This is a genomic window from Pseudomonas sp. LF020 (assembly GCF_053456425.1).
The window spans coordinates 164467-183897 of record NZ_JBRFIX010000004.1 but is presented as its reverse complement, the minus strand read 5'-3'; the positions used below and the strand labels follow the sequence as shown (position 1 = coordinate 183897).

Below are 19431 nucleotides of genomic sequence, written 5' to 3'. Positions count from 1 at the left end.
GCACCAGCCGATACCTGCTTGAAGCGTCGGCGATCCGGGCCGTAGAAATCTGTCGCCTTTTAACCCTTATTCTGCGTGAATACCGCGATTCGGCCGTACGCGGCCCGAGCGGTTTCTGCCGGTTGATTACCTTTGAAGACATTTGACCATTTGACCGTTGTCGGTCTGCGCGAGTGGGTAGCGCTCCCCGATCTGGGAGTCGCCGGCCTGCGGGCGAAAATCGATACCGGCGCCAGCACCTCCAGCCTGCATGCCACCGACATCGAACCTTTCGAACGCGACGGCGAGAAGTGGGTGCGCTTTACCGCGCACTTGGGCACCGTGGTGCAGTTGCGTCACCGCCGCTGCGAAGCGCCGCTGGTGACGCGCAAAACCATCAAAAGCTCCAACGGCCAGGCGCAGGTGCGCTATGTGATCAGCACCACCCTGGCCCTCGGTGATCGGGTCTGGGCAGTCGAGTTCACCCTCGCCTGCCGCAAGTCCATGCGCTATCGCCTGTTGCTCGGTTCCAAAGCCCTGATCGATGGCCAACTGGTGGTCAATCCGGGCATCAAATATGTACAAGACAAGCCGGTGTTCCCGGTATCTACCTCCTCCACAGGTGTTGCATGAAGATCGCTGTGCTGTCGCGGAATCCGCGTCTGTATTCCACCCGTCGTCTGGTCGAGGCCGGCACCGAGCGCGGGCATGAAATGGTGGTGATCGACACCTTGCGCGCCTACATGAACATCGCCAGTCACAAGCCGCAGATCCACTACCGCGGCAAGCCGCTGGAAGGCTTCGACGCGGTGATCCCGCGGATCGGTGCGTCGGTGACGTTCTATGGCTGCGCGGTGTTGCGCCAGTTCGAAATGATGGGGGTGTTTCCGCTCAACGAATCGGTGGCCATCGCCCGCTCGCGGGACAAATTGCGTTCGCTGCAACTGCTGTCGCGTCGTGGCATCGGCCTGCCGGTCACCGGCTTCGCTCACTCGCCGGATGACATTCCCGACCTGATCGACATGGTCAACGGGGCGCCGCTGGTGATCAAGGTATTGGAAGGCACTCAGGGTATCGGCGTGGTGCTGTGCGAAACCGCGACCGCAGCCGAATCGGTGATCGAGGCGTTCATGGGCCTGAAGCAGAACATCATGGTCCAGGAATACATCAAGGAGGCGGGCGGTGCGGACATCCGCTGCTTCGTGGTCGGCGACAAGGTGATCGCCGCCATGAAGCGTCAGGCCAAGCCGGGCGAGTTTCGCTCCAACCTGCACCGTGGCGGCAGCGCCAGCCTGATCAAGATCACCCCGGAAGAACGCATGACCGCGTTGCGTGCGGCCAAGGTCATGGGGCTGGCGGTGGCGGGTGTGGATATTTTGCGCTCGAACCACGGGCCGCTGGTGATGGAGGTGAACTCGTCGCCGGGCCTGGAAGGGATCGAGACCACCACTGGCAAGAACGTGGCGGGAATTATCATTGAGCATCTTGAGAAGAATGGCGGGCCGAACATGACCCGCACCAAAGGCAAAGGCTAAAGCGAGGAGCAAGAGCCCTCACCCTAACCCTCTCCCAAAGGGAGAGGGGACTGATTGGGGGATGCTTAAAAGATACGCCGACCTGATACTGCAGTGCCGAATCCACAATCGCCCCCAGTCTTTCAAGTCGATGTATGACGCCAGACACCTCGGTCAGCTCCCTCTCCCTCTGGGAGAGGGCTGGGGTGAGGGTTTAATGGATTAAACGGCATCTCGAGGCAACATCAACCCCAGCGGCAACCTGACTCGCGCTTCCAATCCACCCCCGGAGCGGTTACGTAATTCAACATTGCCGCCATGCATCGAAGCAATCCGCTTCACGATCGCCAACCCCAGCCCGGTACCTTTCCCGCCCCGGGCACGGTCGCCACGGGTGAACGGGTTGAAGATCGCCTCAAGCTCCGACGGATCGATCCCCGCCCCCCGGTCCATCACGCTCAACACCACGTACGGCGCGCTGGTGTCACCGGACACATAAGCCGCGACTTCGACGCCACTGCCGGCATGGTTCAGGGCGTTGCCGATCAGGTTGTTCAGCAGGCGCTTCATTGACACCCGGCGCAGTGGAAACGGCTGGATCGGTTCCAGACGCAACCGCACCTTCTCTTCGTTCTGGTTGTACGGCGCGGCCACTTCACGCACCAGATCGCTCAGATCGACTTCCTCCACCGACTCGTCACGACCGTCGCGAATGAACGCGAGGAACTGATCGAGAATCGCATCCATGTCTTCGATGTCGCGCACCATGTCGTCGGTCAAATCGTTGCGATCACCCATCAGCTCCAGCGACAGACGCAAACGGGTCAGCGGCGTGCGCAAATCATGCGAGACCCCCGCCAGCATCAGCTCGCGCTCGCGACCGGCCTGTTCGACGTCTTCGGCCATCTGGTTGAAGGCGCGATACACCTCGGTCATCTCGCTGGGCGTATCGCTGATCGGCAGGCGCACGCTGCGACCCTGACCGAGTTGCCGCGCGGCATATACCAGACGTTTCAACGGCTGGTTGAGCTGACTGACGAAAATCCACGCCGAGGCGGTGGACAGCAAGCCGATGGCGAGGAACCAGCCGAGCACGTTCCAGATTTTCTGGCCGCGCAATGGATGCGGGTACAACGGCACTTTCAGCCAGCCGTCACCGAGGCTCGGCGCACGCACCCACAGCGCCGGCGGCGAGTGCATGCGCAAGCGCACTTCGGTATCGGCGCCCAGCTCCGCCTGCATCTGCCGCTGATAGATTTCACTGTAAGGCCAGTGCTGTTCGCCCTCCGGCACACCGGCACCGACCACCCGGATCAGGGTCGCGGCATCGGCGATCTTCGCGCGGTTTTCTTCATCGGCCGCCCAATAGGCGCGCAGCGTCAGGGCGACGCCGTGGCTGTATTGGCGATCCACCAGCACGTCCTCGTTCATCAACAGATAAACCAGGGTCAGCGCCTTGGAAAACAGCACGACGATGAGCACCAGCCACAGGGTGCGGGAGAAAAAACTTTGAGGGAACCAGACGGGGGTTTTCATCGATAACCGTTACACACTTGCAGGAGCGAGCCATGCTCGCATATTGCGGATTGCGAGTCTGCGTAGAGGGTCGTTCAACCCGATCGACGCAGACCCGCTCCTACAAATCGCCGATCACTTGGTGGCGGCGCCATCCGGTACGAACACGTAGCCCACGCCCCAGACCGTCTGGATGTAGCGCGGTTTCGACGGATCGGGTTCGATCATCCGGCGCAGACGGGAAATCTGCACGTCGATGGAACGCTCAAGGGCATCCCACTCGCGACCACGGGCCAGGTTCATCAGTTTGTCGCGGGTCAGCGGCTGACGCGCGTTCATCACCAGCGCCTTGAGTACCGCAAACTCACCAGTGGTGAGCATGTGCACTTCTTCGCCACGTTTCAGTTCTCGGGTCGCCAGCGACAACACGTAATCACCGAACGTGACGTTTTCGTCTTCGCTGCCCGGCGCGCCCGGCACCGGTGCGGCCTGACGACGCAGAACCGCTTTGACCCGAGCCATCAGCTCGTCCGGGTTGAACGGCTTGGCCAGGTAGTCATCGGCGCCCAGTTCCAGGCCCTTGATGCGGCTCATCTCATCGCCCTTGGCGGTGAGCATGATGATCGGAATCTGATTGTTCGCCGCCCGCAGGCGACGGCATGCGGTCAGGCCGTCTTCGCCCGGCAGCATCAGGTCGAGGACGACCAGATTGAACACTTCACGCGACAGCAGACGGTCCATTTGCTCGGTGTTCGGTACGGCACGGGCACGGTAGCCCTTGCTGACGAAGAAACGTTCCAGCAGGCTGCTCAGCCCCGGATCGTCGTCAACAATAAGAATTTTTTCGCCTTCAGCATTGTTTGCAGTGCTGCTCATTGGATGCTCCTTTTAGCTCGGCGCGCATTATGGCGTAGCTGCCGTTATACGCACCGTGTGCATTGTTAGCAGATTTTTCCTTCACTGCCAGAAAACCGGGGTTTCTACCTACAGACTGCTACACCCCCGAATGACAGAACGCTGGTTATAATGCGCGGCGTTTTGTGCCAGGCAACGTCTGAATCGTTACCGCAGGTGGCCGGGTTTTTTTCCCGGTGGCCGCAGTAATTGTTCGATTTCACGGGTCAATGGGGTGCCTTTTGACCCAGGCAGCGGCAATTTTCTAGCCGCTCAACCAGACTCCGGGCCTTTATTTCCGTGCCTGCGAGCCTGCTTTCACAATATGTCAGGTGGTTTTATGGACAGCATCAACAGCCGCATCGCCGAGGAACTCGGCGTACGCCCGCAACAGGTCGAAGCGGCCGTCGCGCTACTCGATGAAGGCTCTACCGTTCCCTTCATCGCCCGTTACCGGAAAGAAGTCACCGGCAGCCTCGATGACACCCAGCTGCGTCATCTGGAAGAGCGTCTGCGCTACCTGCGAGAACTCGACGAACGGCGCATCAGCATCCTCGCCAGCATCCAGGAGCAGGGCAAACTCACCCCCGCCCTTGAGCGCGACATCAAGCTCGCCGACACCAAGACCCGCCTCGAAGACTTGTACCTGCCGTACAAGCAGAAGCGCCGCACCAAGGGCCAGATTGCCCTGGAAGCCGGCCTCGGCGAGTTGGCCGACGGCCTGTTCAACGATCCGAATCTGACGCCGGAAACCGAAGCCGCACGTTTCGTCGACGCCGAGAAAGGCGTAGCCGACGTGAAAGCTGCGCTGGAAGGCGCCAAGTACATCCTGATGGAGCGCTTCGCCGAAGACGCCAGCCTGCTGGAAAAGCTGCGTACCTTCCTCAAGCAGGAAGCGACCATCAGCGCCCGCGTGATCGCCGGCAAGGAAGAAGAAGGCGCGAAGTTCCGCGACTACTTTGAACACGACGAGCCGCTGAAAAGCATGCCGTCGCACCGCGCACTCGCGATTTTCCGTGGCCGCAACGAAGGCATCCTCAGCTCCGCGCTGAAAGTCGGCGACGAGCTGCCGGGCACCATGCACCCGTGCGAAGGCATGATCGGCCAGCAATTCGGCATCCAGAACCAGAACCGCCCGGCCGACAAATGGCTCGGTGAAGTGGTGCGCTGGACCTGGAAGGTCAAGCTCTACACCCACTTGGAAACCGACCTGCTCGGCGAGCTGCGCGACGGTGCCGAAACCGAGGCGATCAACGTCTTCGCCCACAACCTGCACGACCTGCTGCTGGCCGCGCCGGCCGGCCCGCGTGCCACCCTGGGCCTCGACCCGGGCCTGCGTACCGGCTGCAAAGTCGCGGTGGTCGACTCCACTGGCAAGCTGCTCGATCACGCCACGGTTTACCCGCACGTGCCGCACAACAAGTGGGATCAGACCATCGCGATTCTGGCCGCCCTGTGCGCCAAGCACTCGGTTGACCTGATCGCCATCGGCAACGGCACCGCCAGCCGCGAAACCGACAAACTGGCGATCGAGCTGATCAAAAAATACCCAGCGATGAAGATGACCAAGGTCATGGTGTCCGAGGCCGGCGCCTCGGTGTACTCGGCATCGGAACTGGCGGCCAAGGAATTCCCGGATCTGGACGTGTCGATCCGTGGCGCCGTTTCCATCGCCCGTCGTCTGCAGGATCCACTGGCCGAGCTGGTGAAGATCGATCCGAAATCCATCGGTGTCGGCCAGTACCAGCACGACGTGTCGCAGCTGAAACTGGCGCGTGGTCTGGATGCGGTGGTCGAGGACTGTGTGAACGCCGTCGGCGTCGATGTGAACACCGCTTCGGTGGCCTTGCTGGCGCGGATCTCCGGCCTCAACGCGACTCTGGCGCAGAACATCGTCGCCCACCGTGACGAACACGGTGCGTTCAAGACCCGTGCGGCGCTGAAGAAAGTCGCGCGTCTGGGCGAAAAAACCTTCGAACAGGCCGCAGGCTTCCTGCGCGTGATGAACGGCGACAACCCCCTGGACTCTTCCGCTGTTCACCCGGAAGCCTATCCGCTGGTACAGCGCATCGCCGCTGAAACCGACCGCGACATTCGCTCGCTGATCGGCGACGCCGCGTTCCTCAAGCGTCTGGATCCGAAGAAATTCACCGACGAAACCTTCGGTCTGCCCACCGTCACCGACATCCTGCAAGAACTGGAAAAACCGGGTCGCGACCCGCGTCCGGAGTTCAAGACCGCCGAGTTCCAGGAAGGTGTCGAAGACCTCAAAGACCTGCAGCTGGGGATGATCCTCGAAGGCGTCGTGACCAACGTGACCGCGTTCGGCGCGTTCGTCGACATCGGTGTGCATCAGGACGGTCTGGTGCACATCTCGGCGCTGTCGGAGAAGTTCATCAAGGACCCACGCGAAGCGGTGAAGGCCGGTGACGTGGTGAAAGTGAAGGTCATGGAAGTCGATATCCCGCGCAAACGCGTCGGTCTGTCGATGCGCATGAGCGACACCCCGGGCGAGAAAATCGATGGCGCCCGTGGTTCGCGTCCGGGCTCGGCACCGCGCCAGTCATCAAACAACGCGCCACGCAAGGAAACGGCCACAGCCGCTCCGGTGAACAACGCCATGGCTTCGCTGTTCGCTAACGCCAAGCAGTTGAAGAAACGCTGATGGAGATTCCGGCCGGGCTCGTCGAGAGCGCGTTTTTCAAGCTGTTGGGCTGCCGCCTGCACAGCCTGGAAACCGGGGTGGCGCAAGTCGCCCTGGTGCTGGAACCGCAACTGCGCAATCGCGGCGGCAAATTGCACGGTGGCGCGCTGTTCAGTCTGGTCGATATCGCCATGGGGCTGGCCTGTTCCAGCACCCATGGCTTCGATCAGCAGAGCGCGACCATCGAGTGCAAGATCAACTACATCCGCGCCGTCGCTGACGGCGAGGTGCTGTGCACGGCGCGGGTGATCCACCCGGGCCGTCGCACGCTGGTGGTCGAGGCCGACGTGATGCAGGGCGACAAACTGGTCGCAAAAGCGCAAGGCACGTTCGCTGTCCTGTAGATGTTGTTCATCATTTTGAGTTAATTTCGGCGCAATGATCCTGTAGGAGCTGCCGCAGGCTGCGATCTTTTGACTTTGTTTTTCAATAGCAAGATCAAAAGATCGCAGCCTGCGGCAGCTCCTACAGTTTATGTGTGTGGCTGACCGGCTAGAAAACCAGGCGATAACGCCAGTTTCAACTTCACCCTTGTAGACCGTCCTGCCCACCCCCATATTGGGGCGACTGACGCGTGAAGGAATCCAAATTGAGCGAACTTCTCAACCGCCGCCTGGCTCTGCTCGGCGAGCGCGCCAACCTCTCTCTGCTCGAACAGTGCCTCCACGGTATCGAACGTGAATGCCTGCGCGTGACCAGTGAAGGTCGTCTGGCGCAAACGCCGCACCCGGAAGCCTTGGGTTCCGCGCTGACCAATGAACAGATCACCACCGACTACTCCGAGTCGCTGCTGGAATTCATCACCCCCGCCCTGCCCGATCCGGCCGATACGCTGGCGAGCCTGGACAAGATTCATCGCTTTGCCTACAGCAAGCTCGGCAACGAGTACCTGTGGAGTCCATCGATGCCGTGCCCGTTGCCGGCCGAGGAAGACATCCCGATCGCCTATTACGGCACCTCCAACATCGGTCAGCTCAAGTACGTCTACCGCAAGGGCCTGGCCCTGCGGTACGGCAAGACCATGCAGTGCATCGCCGGGATTCACTACAACTTTTCCCTGCCGGAAAAGCTCTGGCCGCTGCTGCGCGAAGCCGAGGGTTACGTCGGCACCGACCGCGATTTCCAGTCGTCGTCGTACATCGCGCTGATCCGTAACTTCCGCCGCTACAGCTGGCTGCTGATGTACCTGTTCGGTGCTTCGCCAGCGCTGGATGCAGGCTTCCTGCGCGGCCGTTCGCACCAGTTGGAACAACTGGATCCGGACACCCTGTACCTGCCGTACGCCACCAGCCTGCGCATGAGCGACCTCGGTTACCAGAGCAACGCTCAGGCCGGCCTGACGCCGTGCTACAACGATCTGGCGAGCTACACCGACAGCCTGCGCAAAGCCGTGGCCACGCCATACCCGCCGTACGTGGAAGTCGGCACGCACCAGGATGGCGAGTGGGTGCAGTTGAACACCAACATCCTGCAGATCGAAAACGAGTACTACTCCAACATCCGCCCAAAACGCGTGACCTACACCGGCGAGCGACCGATCCAGGCCCTGATGGCCCGTGGCATCCAGTACGTCGAAGTGCGCTGCCTGGACATCAATCCGTTCCTGCCGATGGGCATTGACGTCACCGAATCGCGCTTCCTCGACGCGTTCCTGCTGTACTGCGCACTGAACGACAGCCCGTTGCTGACCAACAACAGTTGCGGCAACGCCACCTCGAACTTCCTCAGCGTAGTCAAGGAAGGCCGGCGTCCGGGCTTGCAGTTGCAGCGTGACGGTGAAGCGGTCGAGTTGAAGGTTTGGGCAGCCGAGCTGCTGGAAAAAATCGCACCGCTGGCGGCATTGCTCGATCAGAGCCATGGCAGCGACGCACACAGCAAGGCGCTGGACGCGCAACTGGCCAAGGTCAAGGATTCGTCCCTGACCCCGTCGGCCCAGGTACTGGCGGCAATGGCCGAGCACAAGGAAAGCTTCGCACAATTCTCCCTGCGCCAAAGCCAGGCGCATGCCGAGTTCTTCCGCAGCGAGCCGTTGGCTGCTGATGAACAGGCGAAGTTCGAGGAGCTGGCGCGTTCGTCGCTGGCGCAACAGGCGGAGCTTGAGCAGAACGAAGTCGGCGATTTCGATGTGTTTGTCGGGTCGTATCAGGCGAGCATTCTGGCGATCAGTAACTAACCACTATTCCCTGTGGCGAGGGAGCTTGCTCCCGCTCGGCTGCGCAGCAGTCGCAATCTCAGTCCCCCGGTGCATCAGCAGCACCGTGATGAATTGATATGGGAGTCCTCCGGCCTCCAGCGGGAGCAAGCTCCCTCGCCACAATGACCTCACCCACAATCCCTCACGCCTTAGATTTTTCCGCTCATAAGCTAAGTCTAAAAAGTTATTTATTTTTAGATTCTTAGATCATTTAGTCTCCTTTCACGCCGATCGTCGGTCGCCTGATTTGGAGCACTCCCCCATGAAACTGAATTTTCCGCTTCGCCTGCTGGCCGTGGCCTCGTTGGCTGCTGCGAGCTTTCTGGCGCAGGCCGCCGACCTCACCGTCGCTTACCAGACCACCGTTGACCCGGCGAAAGTCGCCCAGGCCGATGGCGCTTACGAGAAAGCCACCAAGGCCGACATCAGCTGGCGCAAGTTCGATAACGGCGCCGACATCATCGCCGCCATCGCTTCCGGTGACGTGCAGATCGGCTATCTCGGTTCCAGCCCGCTGACCGCCGCCATCACCCGCAAGGTGCCGGTGGAAACCTTCCTTATCGCCACCCAGATCGGCGCCGCCGAAGCACTGGTCGCCCGCGACGGTTCCGGGATCAAAACCCCGCAGGATCTGGTCGGCAAGAAAATCGCCGTGCCGTTCGTGTCCACCGGTCACTACAGCCTGCTCGCGGCGTTGAAGCACTGGAACATCGATCCGTCGAAAGTCACCGTGCTCAACCTTGCCCCGCCAGCGATCATCGCCGCGTGGAAACGCGGTGACATCGACGCCACTTACGTGTGGGATCCGGCCCTCGGTGTCGCCAAGGAAAACGGCAAAGTGCTGATCACCTCCGGCGAACTGGCCAAGTTCGGCGCGCCGACCTTCGATGCCTGGATCGTGCGCAAGGATTTTGCCGAGAAGCACCCGGAAATCGTCACCGCGTTCGCCAAGGTCACTCTCGACGCCTACGCCGAATACCGCAAGGATCCCAAAGCCTGGCTCGCCGATCAGTCCCACGTCGACAAACTGGTGAAGCTCTCCGGCGCCAAGGCCAGCGACATTCCGCTGCTGCTGCAAGGCAACGTCTACCCGCTGGCGGCTGATCAGGTGATCACCCTCGGCGCGCCGACCACCAAAGCCATTACCGACACCGCCGCGTTCCTCAAGGAGCAAGGCAAGGTCGAAGCCGTCCTGCCGGACTACGCGCCGTACGTCAGCGCCAAATACATCACCAACTGATCGGGAGTTCACTGCGATGGCCTTGCTACAGCTGGAGCGCATCAGCGCACAGTATCCCGGCAGCCCGGAACCGGTGCTGGCGGACATTTCCCTGACCCTCGGGCCTCAGCAATTGCTGGTCGCCCTCGGCCCGTCCGGCAGTGGCAAGACTTCGCTGTTGAACCTGATTGCCGGCTTCGTCGAACCCAGCGCCGGGCGCATCACCCTCGACGGCGTGCCGGTCAAAGGCCCGAACGCCGAGCGCGGCGTGGTGTTCCAGGACGACGCGTTGCTGCCCTGGCAGGATGTGCTGGCTAACGTGGCTTTCGGCCTGGAACTGGCGGGTGTCGCCAAGGACAAACGCGAAAAAATCGCCCGGGAAATGCTCGCACTGGTTGATCTCTCAGGTTTTGAACATCGCCGTATCTGGCAACTCTCCGGTGGACAGAAACAGCGCGTCGGCCTGGCCCGCGCGCTCGCCGCCGACCCGCGCGTGCTGCTGATGGACGAGCCCTTCGGCGCCCTCGACGCCTTCACTCGCGAGCAGATGCAGGAGCTGTTGCTGCAAGTCTGGCAGCGCACCGCCAAACCGGTGTTCCTGATTACCCACGACATCGAAGAAGCGGTATTCCTCGCCACTGACCTGATTCTGCTGGCGCCGAATCCGGGGCAGATCGTCGAGCGTCTGCATCTGGATTTCGGCCAGCGCTATGCCGCTGGTGAATCGGCGCGAGCGATCAAGTCCGACCCGCGTTTTATCGAAACCCGCGAGCACGTGCTGAGCAAAGTGTTCTCGCAACGCAGCGCCGTACAACGGCAGGAGCGCGCATGAGCAGTTACGACGTTTCCGCCCCCGCCGTGAAAAGCCCATCGGTGGCAATTCCCGTGCGGCGCAGCCTCAGCACCCGCTGGATCAGCCTGCTGACCCTGTTCGCCTTGCTGGTGATCTGGTGGGCCGTAACCGCCACCGGTTTGATCGAACCGCTGTTCCTGCCACCACCGTCCGCCGTGCTGCAAAAAGGCTGGTTGCTGGCGACCACCGGTTACATGGATTCGACCCTGTGGCAGCACCTGGGCGCGAGCCTGAGCCGCATCGGTCTGGGCCTCGGCTTCGCGATTCTGACCGCAGTGCCAGTGGGCATCGCCATCGGCGCCAACCGTATTGCCCGTGGGGTGCTTGATCCGCTGATCGAGTTCTACCGGCCGATTCCGCCATTGGCGTATCTGCCGCTGATCGTGATCTGGTGTGGCATCGGCGAGTTGTCGAAAGTGCTGCTGATCTACCTGGCGATTTTCGCGCCGATTGCCATTGCCACCGCGACCGGCGTGCGCACCGTAGACCCGGCGAAATTGCGCGCTGCGCAGTCGCTCGGTGCCACTCGCGCACAACTGATCCGCCATGTGATTTTGCCCAGCGCCCTGCCGGACATTCTCACCGGTGTGCGCATTGGTCTGGGCGTTGGCTGGTCGACCCTGGTCGCCGCCGAACTGATCGCCGCCACCAGCGGTTTGGGCTTCATGGTGCAGTCTGCTGCGCAGTTCCTGGTCACCGATGTGGTGGTGCTGGGGATTCTGGTGATCGCCCTGATCGCCTTCGCCATGGAAATGGGCCTGCGTGCCCTGCAGCGCAAACTGGTGCCGTGGCACGGCCAGGCGCACTGAGTCATTTGAAAATTCGCCCCCTGTAGGAGCTGCCGCAGGCTGCGATCTTTTGATCTTGATCTTTTAAAAACAAAATCAAAAGATCGCAGCCTGCGGCAGCTCCTACACGGGCGCGGTTACCCGGAATTGAAGAGAACCACCATGAGCAGCCTGACCATCACCCCATTAAGCTCGGCCCTCGGCGCGCAAATCAGCGGCGTCGACGTCACCCAGCCGTTGAACCTGGAACAGCGCGATGCCATCGAGCAGGCGCTGCTCAAACATCAAGTGCTGTTCTTCCGCAACCAGCCGATCGAGCCTTCGCAACAGGCACGTTTCGCCGCGTACTTCGGCGACCTGCATATTCACCCGATCTATCCGAACGTGCCGGAACAGCCCGAAGTGCTGATCCTCGACACGGCCGTCACCGACGTGCGCGACAACGCGATCTGGCACACCGACGTGACCTTCCTGCCGACCCCGGCGCTGGGGGCGGTGCTCAGCGCCAAGCTGTTGCCGGAATTTGGCGGCGACACCCTGTGGGCCAGCGGAATTGCCGCCTATGAAGCGCTGTCAGCACCGATGAAAACCCTGCTCGAAGGCCTGACTGCCACTCACGATTTCACTCGTTCGTTTCCGCTGGAACGTTACGGCAATACGCCGCAAGCCCTGGCGCAGTGGGAAGAAGCAAGGCGCAAGAATCCGCCGCTGTCGCACCCGGTGATCCGCACGCACCCGGTGAGCGGACGCCGTTCGTTGTTCGTCAACGAAGGCTTCACCTCGAAGATCAACGAGCTGTCGGAAACCGAGAGCGAGGCGATTCTGAAATTCCTGTTCGCCCACGCAACCCGGCCGGAATTCACCATTCGCTGGCGCTGGCAGCAGGACGACATTGCGTTTTGGGATAACCGCGTGACGCAACATTACGCGGTGGATGATTACCGCCCGGCGCGGCGGGTGATGCAGCGGGCGACGGTGTTGGGGGATGTGCCGTTTTTTCGCTGAGCGTTGAAGCCCAGAGCAGAATCAAAAGCCCCTCACCCTAACCCTCTCCCGGAGGGAGAGGGGACTGATTGGGGGATGCATCAGAAGTACGCCAACCTGATCAATCTGTGCTGAATCCATAATCGACCCGGTTTCTCAGGTCGATTTACGACGCAAGACACCTCGGTCGGCTCCCTCTCCCTCCGGGAGAGGGCTGGGGTGAGGGTGACTCACTCCGCCGTCGAAGGCTTCTCCCACAGATTAATCCCGCCCTCCTGGGCAAACCGGTCGATCTCCGCCAGTTCCTCAGCACTGAAACTCAGATTCTTCAACGCCCCGACGTTCTCGATGATCTGCTCCGGCCGGCTCGCACCGATCAGCGCCGAGGTCACTCGCGGATCACGCAGGGTCCAGGCCAGCGCCAGTTGCGCCAGGCTCTGGCCGCGACGTTTGGCGATCTCGTTCAACGCACGCACGTGGGCAATGTTGGCATCGGACAAGTGCGAAGCCTGCAGCGAACCACCGCCCGGACGATTGACCCGCGCATCCGCCGGCACGCCGTTGAGGTACTTGTCGGTCAGCAGACCTTGCGCCAGCGGCGTGAACGCAATGACGCCAGTGCCGAGTTCGTCGGTGGTGTCGAGCAGGTCTTTTTCCACCCAGCGATTGAGCAGGTTGTACGCCGGCTGATGAATCAGCAGCGGCACTTTCCATTCCTTGAGCAGCGCGGCGATCTCGCGGGTTTTCACCCCGGAGTACGACGAGATGCCGATGTACAGCGCCTTGCCCTGTTGCACGGCGGTGGCGAGGGCGCTGGCGGTTTCTTCCAGCGGGGTGTCCGGGTCGAAGCGGTGCGAATAGAAGATATCCACATAGTCCAGACCGAGGCGCTGCAGGCTTTGGTCGAGGCTGGCCAGCACGTATTTGCGCGAACCGCCGCCCTGACCGTACGGGCCAGGCCACATGTCCCAACCGGCCTTGCTGGAGATGATCAGTTCATCGCGGTACTGCTTGAAGTCTTCACGCAGCAAACGACCGAAATTGATCTCGGCGCTGCCGTACGGCGGGCCGTAGTTGTTGGCGAGGTCAAAGTGGTTGATGCCCAGGTCGAACGCGGTACGCAGCAGGGCACGCTGGGTGTCGATCGGCGTGCTGTCGCCGAAGTTGTGCCACAGGCCCAGCGACAGCGCCGGCAGCACCAGACCGCTGCGGCCGACGCGGCGGTAAGGGATGGAGTCGTAGCGGTTTTCGGCAGCGGTGTAAGTCATCGAATCCTCTCTTGTTTGATTGACAGCAAATTGAGGGTGAATTTCAAACCTGTGGCGAGGGAGCTTGCTCCCGCTCGGTTGCGCAGCAACCGCAAAACCATCCAGCGCGGTATGCCTGGCTGAATGCGATTGCAGGTTTTAGGCCTGCTTCGCAGACCAGCGGGAGCAAGCTCCCTCGCCACAAAAGTCTTTACACAAATTTGTTTATGGGTCGGGCAAGGCCGAGGTTCTCGCGCAAGGTCCGGCCCTCATACTCGGTTCTGAACAACCCACGCCGTTGCAGTTCCGGGACCACGCCATGGGCGAAATCTTCCAGCCCGCCCGGAAGGTGCGGTACCAACACGTTGAAACCATCCGCCGCGCCCTGCTCGAACCATTCCTGCAAGCGATCGGCGATCTGCGCCGGTGTGCCGACCAGACTGTAATGCCCACGCCCACCGGCAATCCTGCGGCCCAATTCGGCGAGGGTCAGATTCTCCCGCCCCGCCAGTTCAGTCAGCAATTTTTGCCGGCTCTGCTGGCCGCTGTCGGTCAGTGGCAACTCCGGTAACGGGCCGTCCAGCGGGTACTTCGACAAGTCGAAGTTGCCCAGCATACGCCCAAGCAACGCCACGCCAACCTCCGGTTCGACCAATTGCTGAAACGTTTCACATTTTTCCTGCGCTTCGGCTTCTGTCTGCCCGACGACGACAAACACCCCCGGCATGATTTTCAGCGAATCGGCACTGCGCCCGTACTTGGCCAGACGCCCCTTGAGGTCGGCGTAGAACGCCTGCGCGCCCGATAGCGAAGTCTGCGCGGTGAACACCACCTCAGCGGTCTGTGCCGCCAGTTCACGCCCGGTCTCCGATGAACCGGCCTGCACGATCACCGGTTGCCCCTGCGGCGAGCGCGCGACGTTCAGCGGGCCTTTCACCCGAAAGTGCTCACCGACGTGATCCAGCACGTGCAACTTTGCAGGGTCGTAATAGGCGCCACTGGCCTTGTCGCGGACAAACGCATCATCCTCCCAACTGTCCCACAGCCCGGTGACCACCTGATGAAACTCCCGGGCGCGGCTGTAGCGTTCGGCGTGGCCGATGTGCTCGTCGCGACCGAAATTCAGCGCTTCGGCGGCGTTGTCCGAGGTCACCAGATTCCACCCGGCGCGGCCACCCGACAGATGATCGAGCGAAGCGAATTTGCGCGCCACGTGATACGGCTCGTTGTAGCTGGTGGTCGCCGTGGCGATCAGGCCGATGTGTTCGGTCACCGCGCTCAGGGCCGAGAGCAAGGTCAGCGGTTCGAAGTGATCCGAGCGCGCCATGCGGCTGGCGATGTCCTGCGTCGGCGCGGCAACACTGTCGGCGACGAACAGCGCATCGAATTTCGCCGCCTCGGCGATCTGCGCCAGACGCTTGTAGTGGGCGAAATCCAGACCGGCATTGGCCGGCACCTGCGGGTGACGCCACGCGGCGACGTGATGCCCGGTGGCCATGAGAAAGGCGCCGAGTTTCAGCTGTCTGCTCATCTCAGAAATCCTTGCGCAATTGCACGCCGAAGTAGCGCTCGTCATCCCGTGGCACGGCGCGGTAGATGTAGTTGCCGCCGCTGGCCAGCAGCGGTGAGTAGGACTTGTCGGCGAGGTTCTTGCCCAGCAGCGCCACGCGCCAGCCATTGCTGTAATCGGCCAGCGCCACGCTGGCGTTCCAGATGCCGTAGGCGCCCTGCTTGGTATCGGTGTTCTGACTGATGTCGTACTGCACTTCGCTCTGCCAGCTGTAGTCGGTGCCGAGTTCGATATCCAGACCGTTTTCCAGCGGGATGGTGTAGTCGGCACGCACGTAGCTTTTCCAGTCCGGACTGAACGGCAACGGTTTGCCATTGACGTTGCACGATGCCGCCGCGCCCGCCGGGCAGCTGAATTGGTCGATGCGCGCGCGGGTGTAAGCCAGCGCCCCGGAGAACTTCAGTTGCTGGGTCGCCTGCAAGGCGTAATCGAGTTCGACGCCTTCGGTGCTGACGCTGCCGGCGTTGATCAGGCGCGTCACCACTTGCCCGGCGACGGTGTCGAAAAAGTTCGCCTGGTAGTTGTCGTAATCGCTGTGGAACACCGCAAGGTTGGTGGTCAGCCGATTGTTCCAGCTCGTCGCTTTGATGCCCGCCTCCCAGGTGTTCGAGGTCTCCGGTTTCAGCGCTTCGGTGTCACGCGGCTGCATGTTGAAGAACACGTTGTACGCCGGGCCTTTGTAGCCACGCGAATAGGTCAGATACGTGGTGACCGCATCGCTGAGGTCGTACTGCACACCTAGCCGGCCGGACCAGCCGTCCTCGTCCACCGAACCGGAACTGCTGGTGGCCGGCTGAATGCCGCTGACTGTGGTCGCCGACGTGGAGACGCGGCGGTGAGCGTATTCAAGATCATCGTGGGTGTAGCGCAGGCCGGCGATGCCACGAAAGTCCGAGGTGAAGTTCAGCGTGGCTTCGCCGAACGCGGCGTAGCTGTCGCTGGTGGTGCTGTAATCGGCGACGCCACGGTCGGTGCGCGTGGTGGTGGTCAAAGTGCGCTGATAGGTCTCGTCATCCTTGCCGTGCATGTAGAACAGGCCGCCAACGTATTCGAGGAACTCACCTTTCGGCGAAGCCAAGCGCAGCTCCTGCGAGTACTGATCAAAGGCCAGATCACCCTGGTCGGCGGTACCGGGGAACGCTGCGCTGATCGTGCTCAGCCGATCGCCATCCTGATACTGGGTGTTGTCCCAGCCGCGCCACGCGGTGATCGAGGTCAGGGTGTAATCGCCCAGTTGCCAGTCGAGCTGGCCGGACAGGCCTTTGTTGGTGTCTTCAACGTGAGTGCGGGTGTCGGTGTTGATGTCGCGGTTGTGGCTGCTGGCGTAGACCGGGCTCAGCGCGTTGGCGAAGGCCGGGGTCAGCGACTTGCTGACCACGCCGTTGGGACCGTCGTCGTGGGATTGCATGTAGTCGGCGATCAGGGTGAAGGTGATGTCGTCATTGGGCGTGAATTCGAGTTTGCCGCGCACGCCGCGATGGTTGTAACCGTTGACCTCCTGGCCGTTGTTTTTGTTGTCGACGTTGCCGTCGTATGTGCCGAACAGGGTGCTGATCGAACCCTTGAGCGTGTCCGGAATCAGGCTGCCGCCAATGCCGAAGCGGGTGCGGCTTTCGTTACCGCTGAAGTACGACTGGTCGATGTAACCGTGGGTCTCGTTGGTCGGCGCCTTGCTGGTGATGTTGAGCACACCGGCCGAGGCATTCTTGCCGAACAGCGTGCCTTGCGGGCCACGCAGCACTTCGACGCGTTCCAGATCCAGCAGATCAAGGGTCGATTGACCGGGACGCGCATAGACCACGCCATCGATCACCGTGGCCACCGTTGGCTCGACGCCGGGCGAGGTGGAAATCGTGCCGACGCCACGCACAAACAACGAGGTGTCCTTGTTCGACGCACCGGTACGGAAATTCAGCGACGGCACTTGCTGGACGATGCTCGCCACACCGTTGCGGTTGTCGCGCTCCAGTTGTTCGCCGTCGATCACCGAGACCGCCACCGGCACCTTTTGCAGTGACTCTTCACGGCGGGTGGCAGTGACCGTGACGGACTTGAGGGTTGGCTCCTGATCGCTGCTGTCAGCCGCCAGCGCATCGGCCAGCGGTAACGCAGCCAGCCCGGTAAAAATCCAGCCAGCGGCGCGAATCGACTGCGCCAGTTTGTGTGTCGCCCCAGGAATGTTGTGCATGGTTGCCCGCTCGAAATTGGCCCTGAACCGCTGCCGTTCTGCGACGACAGCGCCTGAATCGGTGTCTTGGGCATTCGCTCGAGCGAGTAGCAGACAATGCGCGTTGTTAGCGCTAACATCGCCAGTATCGGCAAGCTCGTCATAGAGCGTCCAATACTGAAAAATTACTTTTATATGCGTTTTGGTTTTTAAGAAGGATCGAGCCTTGAACCAGGAAAAGCCCCGCAAACGCCGTGGTGCCGGACGCGTAACCCTCAATGCGGTGGCGCGCGAGGCGGGTGTGTCGGCAATCACCGTGTCGCGCTATTTCAATCAGCCAGAAACCGTCTCGCCGGAACGTCGCGAGCGAATTGCGCAGGTGGTTGCCGAGCTGGGTTATGTGCCGAATCTGGTGGCCGGCGGTCTGGCCTCGGCGCGCGGGAAAATCGTCGGCATGGTGATTCCGAACATCTCCGGGCCGATCTTCGCCAACACCATTCAGGGCTTCAGCGACACCCTCAGCCGCCACGGTTATCAATTGCTGCTGGCGTCGAGTTACTTCAGTACCGAGCAGGAAGAAAATGCCGTGCGCGCATTTCTCGGCTGGTCGCCGGCTGCGCTGGTGCTGACCAGCCACTTCCACAGTGCGGGCACGGAAAAGATGATCGCCGAGGCAGACATTCCGGTGATCGAAACCTGGGATTACCAGCCGGATCGCGAGCCGATGCAGATCGGCTTCTCGCACTATGAAGTCGGCGTGACCGCTGCGCGTTATCTGCATGACAAAGGCTATCGCCGCATCGCCTTCGTGCAGAACAGCGCCCCTGGTGACCTCAGTGCCCTCGAACGTCGCGACGGTTACGCCGCCACCGTGCGCGAGTTCGGACTGCAGCCGTGGGTGTTCGCCCCGGACGCCGACCGCGCGCCGTTCGAAGCCGGCAAGCAAGCAATGGAAGCGCTGATGAACGCCGCTCCGCGCCCCGACGCGATCATCTTCGCCAACGACAACCTCGCCGCCGGCGGCCTGCTCGCCGGGCAACGCGCAGGCATCAAAATCCCCGAAGACTGCGCCGTGCTCGGCTTCGGCGATTACCCGTTCGCCGAGATGCTGTTGCCGAGCCTGAGCACGATCAAACCACCGGCATTGGAGATTGGCGTGCTGGCGGCAACGCGGGTATTGGAAAGCCTTGGGGTGTTGCCGAGCGATGATGTGCAGCGGCTGAATCTATTGCAGTGCAATGTGATCGAGCGCGAGAGCACCTGACACACATGCCTCGGTAGGAGCTGCCGCAGGCTGCGATCTTTCGCTTTTCAAAGCCAGAATCAAAAGATCGCAGCCTGCGGCAGCTCCTACAGGTTGTTCATCATGCCGACAATTCGCGTAACGCAGCGGCGGCCAGAAACCCGGAGCGAGAACTGTAGCGCTGATCACGCCGGACTGTTTGATCAATACGCTCCAGCAGTTGCTCGGGCAGCGTGGCATTGAAGCGTACCGACTTGCCGAAATAGGGTGTGATATCAAAGTCGACAACACCCCAGATTCCACCCGCGTAATCCGGGTTTTCGATATGCGCATCAATATCCTGAACACGAGGCAATGGCGCGCCATCAGCCACCAGCCCCTCATAGTGCAGGGCCAGAGCCTCCTGAGTGTTTTCGAAGGCTTCGGCTACCGTGGTACCTGCGGAGAAGCACCCCGGTACATCCGGGACAATCACTCCGTAGTCCGAGTCGGCATCCTTGTGCAGAACGACCGGGAATTTCATCTGCAATCCTTTCCATACATCAGTTGATGCTGGCCAC

General features: G+C 61.5%; 16 protein-coding genes. 10 read left to right on the top strand and 6 right to left on the bottom strand.

Annotation, left to right across the window (positions count from 1 at the left end; all coding sequences use genetic code 11):
- Positions 1 to 132: 132 nt before the first annotated feature.
- Entirely contained in the window at positions 133 to 612 is a 480-nt protein-coding gene (gene rimB / locus ACU680_RS11370; RefSeq protein WP_003220644.1) for a retropepsin-like aspartic endopeptidase RimB, read from the top strand.
- Positions 609 to 1514 carry a 30S ribosomal protein S6--L-glutamate ligase gene (gene rimK, locus ACU680_RS11365; RefSeq protein WP_007949201.1) on the top strand — a complete coding sequence of 302 codons (906 nt, stop codon included), beginning with the start codon at positions 609 to 611 and terminating at the stop codon, positions 1512 to 1514. The genes rimB and rimK overlap by 4 nt, the downstream gene beginning before the upstream one ends.
- A gap of 201 nt (positions 1515 to 1715) precedes the next feature.
- Here rimK and ACU680_RS11360 read toward each other — a convergent pair whose 3' ends face one another.
- Positions 1716 to 3029: an ATP-binding protein gene (locus ACU680_RS11360; protein WP_003220639.1), complete on the bottom strand. Its 1314-nt coding sequence runs from the start codon at positions 3027 to 3029 to the stop codon at positions 1716 to 1718.
- A gap of 114 nt (positions 3030 to 3143) precedes the next feature.
- Positions 3144 to 3884 carry an osmolarity response regulator transcription factor OmpR gene (ompR, locus tag ACU680_RS11355; RefSeq protein WP_003220637.1) on the bottom strand — a complete coding sequence of 247 codons (741 nt, stop codon included), beginning with the start codon at positions 3882 to 3884 and terminating at the stop codon, positions 3144 to 3146.
- 358 nt (positions 3885 to 4242) lie between these two features.
- On the opposite strand from ompR, the gene ACU680_RS11350 reads away from it, so the two are divergent.
- The 7 genes from ACU680_RS11350 to tauD all read left to right on the top strand — a co-directional run bounded on the left by ACU680_RS11350 (position 4243) and on the right by tauD (position 12665).
- The gene (locus ACU680_RS11350; protein WP_367082502.1) at positions 4243 to 6567 is read left to right on the top strand and encodes a Tex family protein; all 2325 of its coding nucleotides are present in this window, start codon (positions 4243 to 4245) and stop codon (positions 6565 to 6567) included.
- Positions 6567 to 6950: a PaaI family thioesterase gene (locus ACU680_RS11345; protein ID WP_135294745.1), complete on the top strand. Its 384-nt coding sequence runs from the start codon at positions 6567 to 6569 to the stop codon at positions 6948 to 6950. Before ACU680_RS11350 ends, ACU680_RS11345 begins: the two co-directional genes overlap by 1 nt.
- A 245-nt stretch (positions 6951 to 7195) precedes the next feature.
- A complete protein-coding gene (gshA, locus tag ACU680_RS11340; protein ID WP_448179490.1) occupies positions 7196 to 8779 on the top strand; it encodes a glutamate--cysteine ligase in 1584 nt (527 codons plus the stop codon).
- A gap of 283 nt (positions 8780 to 9062) precedes the next feature.
- A complete protein-coding gene (gene tauA, locus ACU680_RS11335) occupies positions 9063 to 10040 on the top strand; it encodes a taurine ABC transporter substrate-binding protein (protein ID WP_329699012.1) in 978 nt (325 codons plus the stop codon).
- A gap of 16 nt (positions 10041 to 10056) precedes the next feature.
- Positions 10057 to 10851 (top strand): taurine ABC transporter ATP-binding subunit, encoded by a 795-nt coding sequence (tauB, locus tag ACU680_RS11330; RefSeq protein ID WP_448179489.1) that lies wholly within the window; start codon positions 10057 to 10059, stop codon positions 10849 to 10851.
- Entirely contained in the window at positions 10848 to 11681 is an 834-nt protein-coding gene (tauC, locus tag ACU680_RS11325; RefSeq protein WP_007964710.1) for a taurine ABC transporter permease TauC, read from the top strand. Before tauB ends, tauC begins: the two co-directional genes overlap by 4 nt.
- A gap of 141 nt (positions 11682 to 11822) precedes the next feature.
- On the top strand, positions 11823 to 12665 hold the full coding sequence (tauD, locus tag ACU680_RS11320) for a taurine dioxygenase (RefSeq protein ID WP_448179488.1): 843 nt from the start codon (positions 11823 to 11825) through the stop codon (positions 12663 to 12665).
- Positions 12666 to 12874: 209 nt separating this feature from the next.
- Here the strand turns inward: tauD and mgrA are convergent, their stop codons facing one another.
- The 3 genes from mgrA to ACU680_RS11305 form a co-directional block, all read right to left on the bottom strand.
- On the bottom strand, positions 12875 to 13912 hold the full coding sequence (gene mgrA / locus ACU680_RS11315; protein WP_034148469.1) for an L-glyceraldehyde 3-phosphate reductase: 1038 nt from the start codon (positions 13910 to 13912) through the stop codon (positions 12875 to 12877).
- A gap of 190 nt (positions 13913 to 14102) precedes the next feature.
- Positions 14103 to 15422 carry an LLM class flavin-dependent oxidoreductase gene (locus ACU680_RS11310; RefSeq protein ID WP_448179487.1) on the bottom strand — a complete coding sequence of 440 codons (1320 nt, stop codon included), beginning with the start codon at positions 15420 to 15422 and terminating at the stop codon, positions 14103 to 14105.
- Between the two features lies 1 nt (position 15423).
- Entirely contained in the window at positions 15424 to 17649 is a 2226-nt protein-coding gene (locus ACU680_RS11305; RefSeq protein ID WP_448179486.1) for a TonB-dependent receptor, read from the bottom strand.
- A gap of 205 nt (positions 17650 to 17854) precedes the next feature.
- Here ACU680_RS11305 and ACU680_RS11300 point away from each other — a divergent pair, with 205 nt between their 5' ends.
- A complete protein-coding gene (locus ACU680_RS11300) occupies positions 17855 to 18892 on the top strand; it encodes a LacI family DNA-binding transcriptional regulator (RefSeq protein ID WP_448179485.1) in 1038 nt (345 codons plus the stop codon).
- 100 nt (positions 18893 to 18992) lie between these two features.
- On the opposite strand, the gene ACU680_RS11295 is transcribed toward ACU680_RS11300, so the two are convergent.
- On the bottom strand, positions 18993 to 19394 hold the full coding sequence (locus tag ACU680_RS11295) for a type II toxin-antitoxin system HicB family antitoxin (RefSeq protein ID WP_123585734.1): 402 nt from the start codon (positions 19392 to 19394) through the stop codon (positions 18993 to 18995).
- Positions 19395 to 19431: the final 37 nt, after the last annotated feature.

Coding starts and splice junctions, on each gene's coding strand:
- rimK (WP_007949201.1), top strand. CDS start 609: ATGAAGATCGCTGTGCTGTCGCGGAATCCGCGTCTGTATTCCACCCGT.
- ACU680_RS11360 (WP_003220639.1), bottom strand. CDS start 3,029: ATGAAAACCCCCGTCTGGTTCCCTCAAAGTTTTTTCTCCCGCACCCTG.
- ompR (WP_003220637.1), bottom strand. CDS start 3,884: ATGAGCAGCACTGCAAACAATGCTGAAGGCGAAAAAATTCTTATTGTT.
- ACU680_RS11350 (WP_367082502.1), top strand. CDS start 4,243: ATGGACAGCATCAACAGCCGCATCGCCGAGGAACTCGGCGTACGCCCG.
- ACU680_RS11345 (WP_135294745.1), top strand. CDS start 6,567: ATGGAGATTCCGGCCGGGCTCGTCGAGAGCGCGTTTTTCAAGCTGTTG.
- tauA (WP_329699012.1), top strand. CDS start 9,063: ATGAAACTGAATTTTCCGCTTCGCCTGCTGGCCGTGGCCTCGTTGGCT.
- tauB (WP_448179489.1), top strand. CDS start 10,057: ATGGCCTTGCTACAGCTGGAGCGCATCAGCGCACAGTATCCCGGCAGC.
- tauC (WP_007964710.1), top strand. CDS start 10,848: ATGAGCAGTTACGACGTTTCCGCCCCCGCCGTGAAAAGCCCATCGGTG.
- tauD (WP_448179488.1), top strand. CDS start 11,823: ATGAGCAGCCTGACCATCACCCCATTAAGCTCGGCCCTCGGCGCGCAA.
- mgrA (WP_034148469.1), bottom strand. CDS start 13,912: ATGACTTACACCGCTGCCGAAAACCGCTACGACTCCATCCCTTACCGC.
- ACU680_RS11310 (WP_448179487.1), bottom strand. CDS start 15,422: ATGAGCAGACAGCTGAAACTCGGCGCCTTTCTCATGGCCACCGGGCAT.
- ACU680_RS11305 (WP_448179486.1), bottom strand. CDS start 17,649: ATGCACAACATTCCTGGGGCGACACACAAACTGGCGCAGTCGATTCGC.
- ACU680_RS11295 (WP_123585734.1), bottom strand. CDS start 19,394: ATGAAATTCCCGGTCGTTCTGCACAAGGATGCCGACTCGGACTACGGA.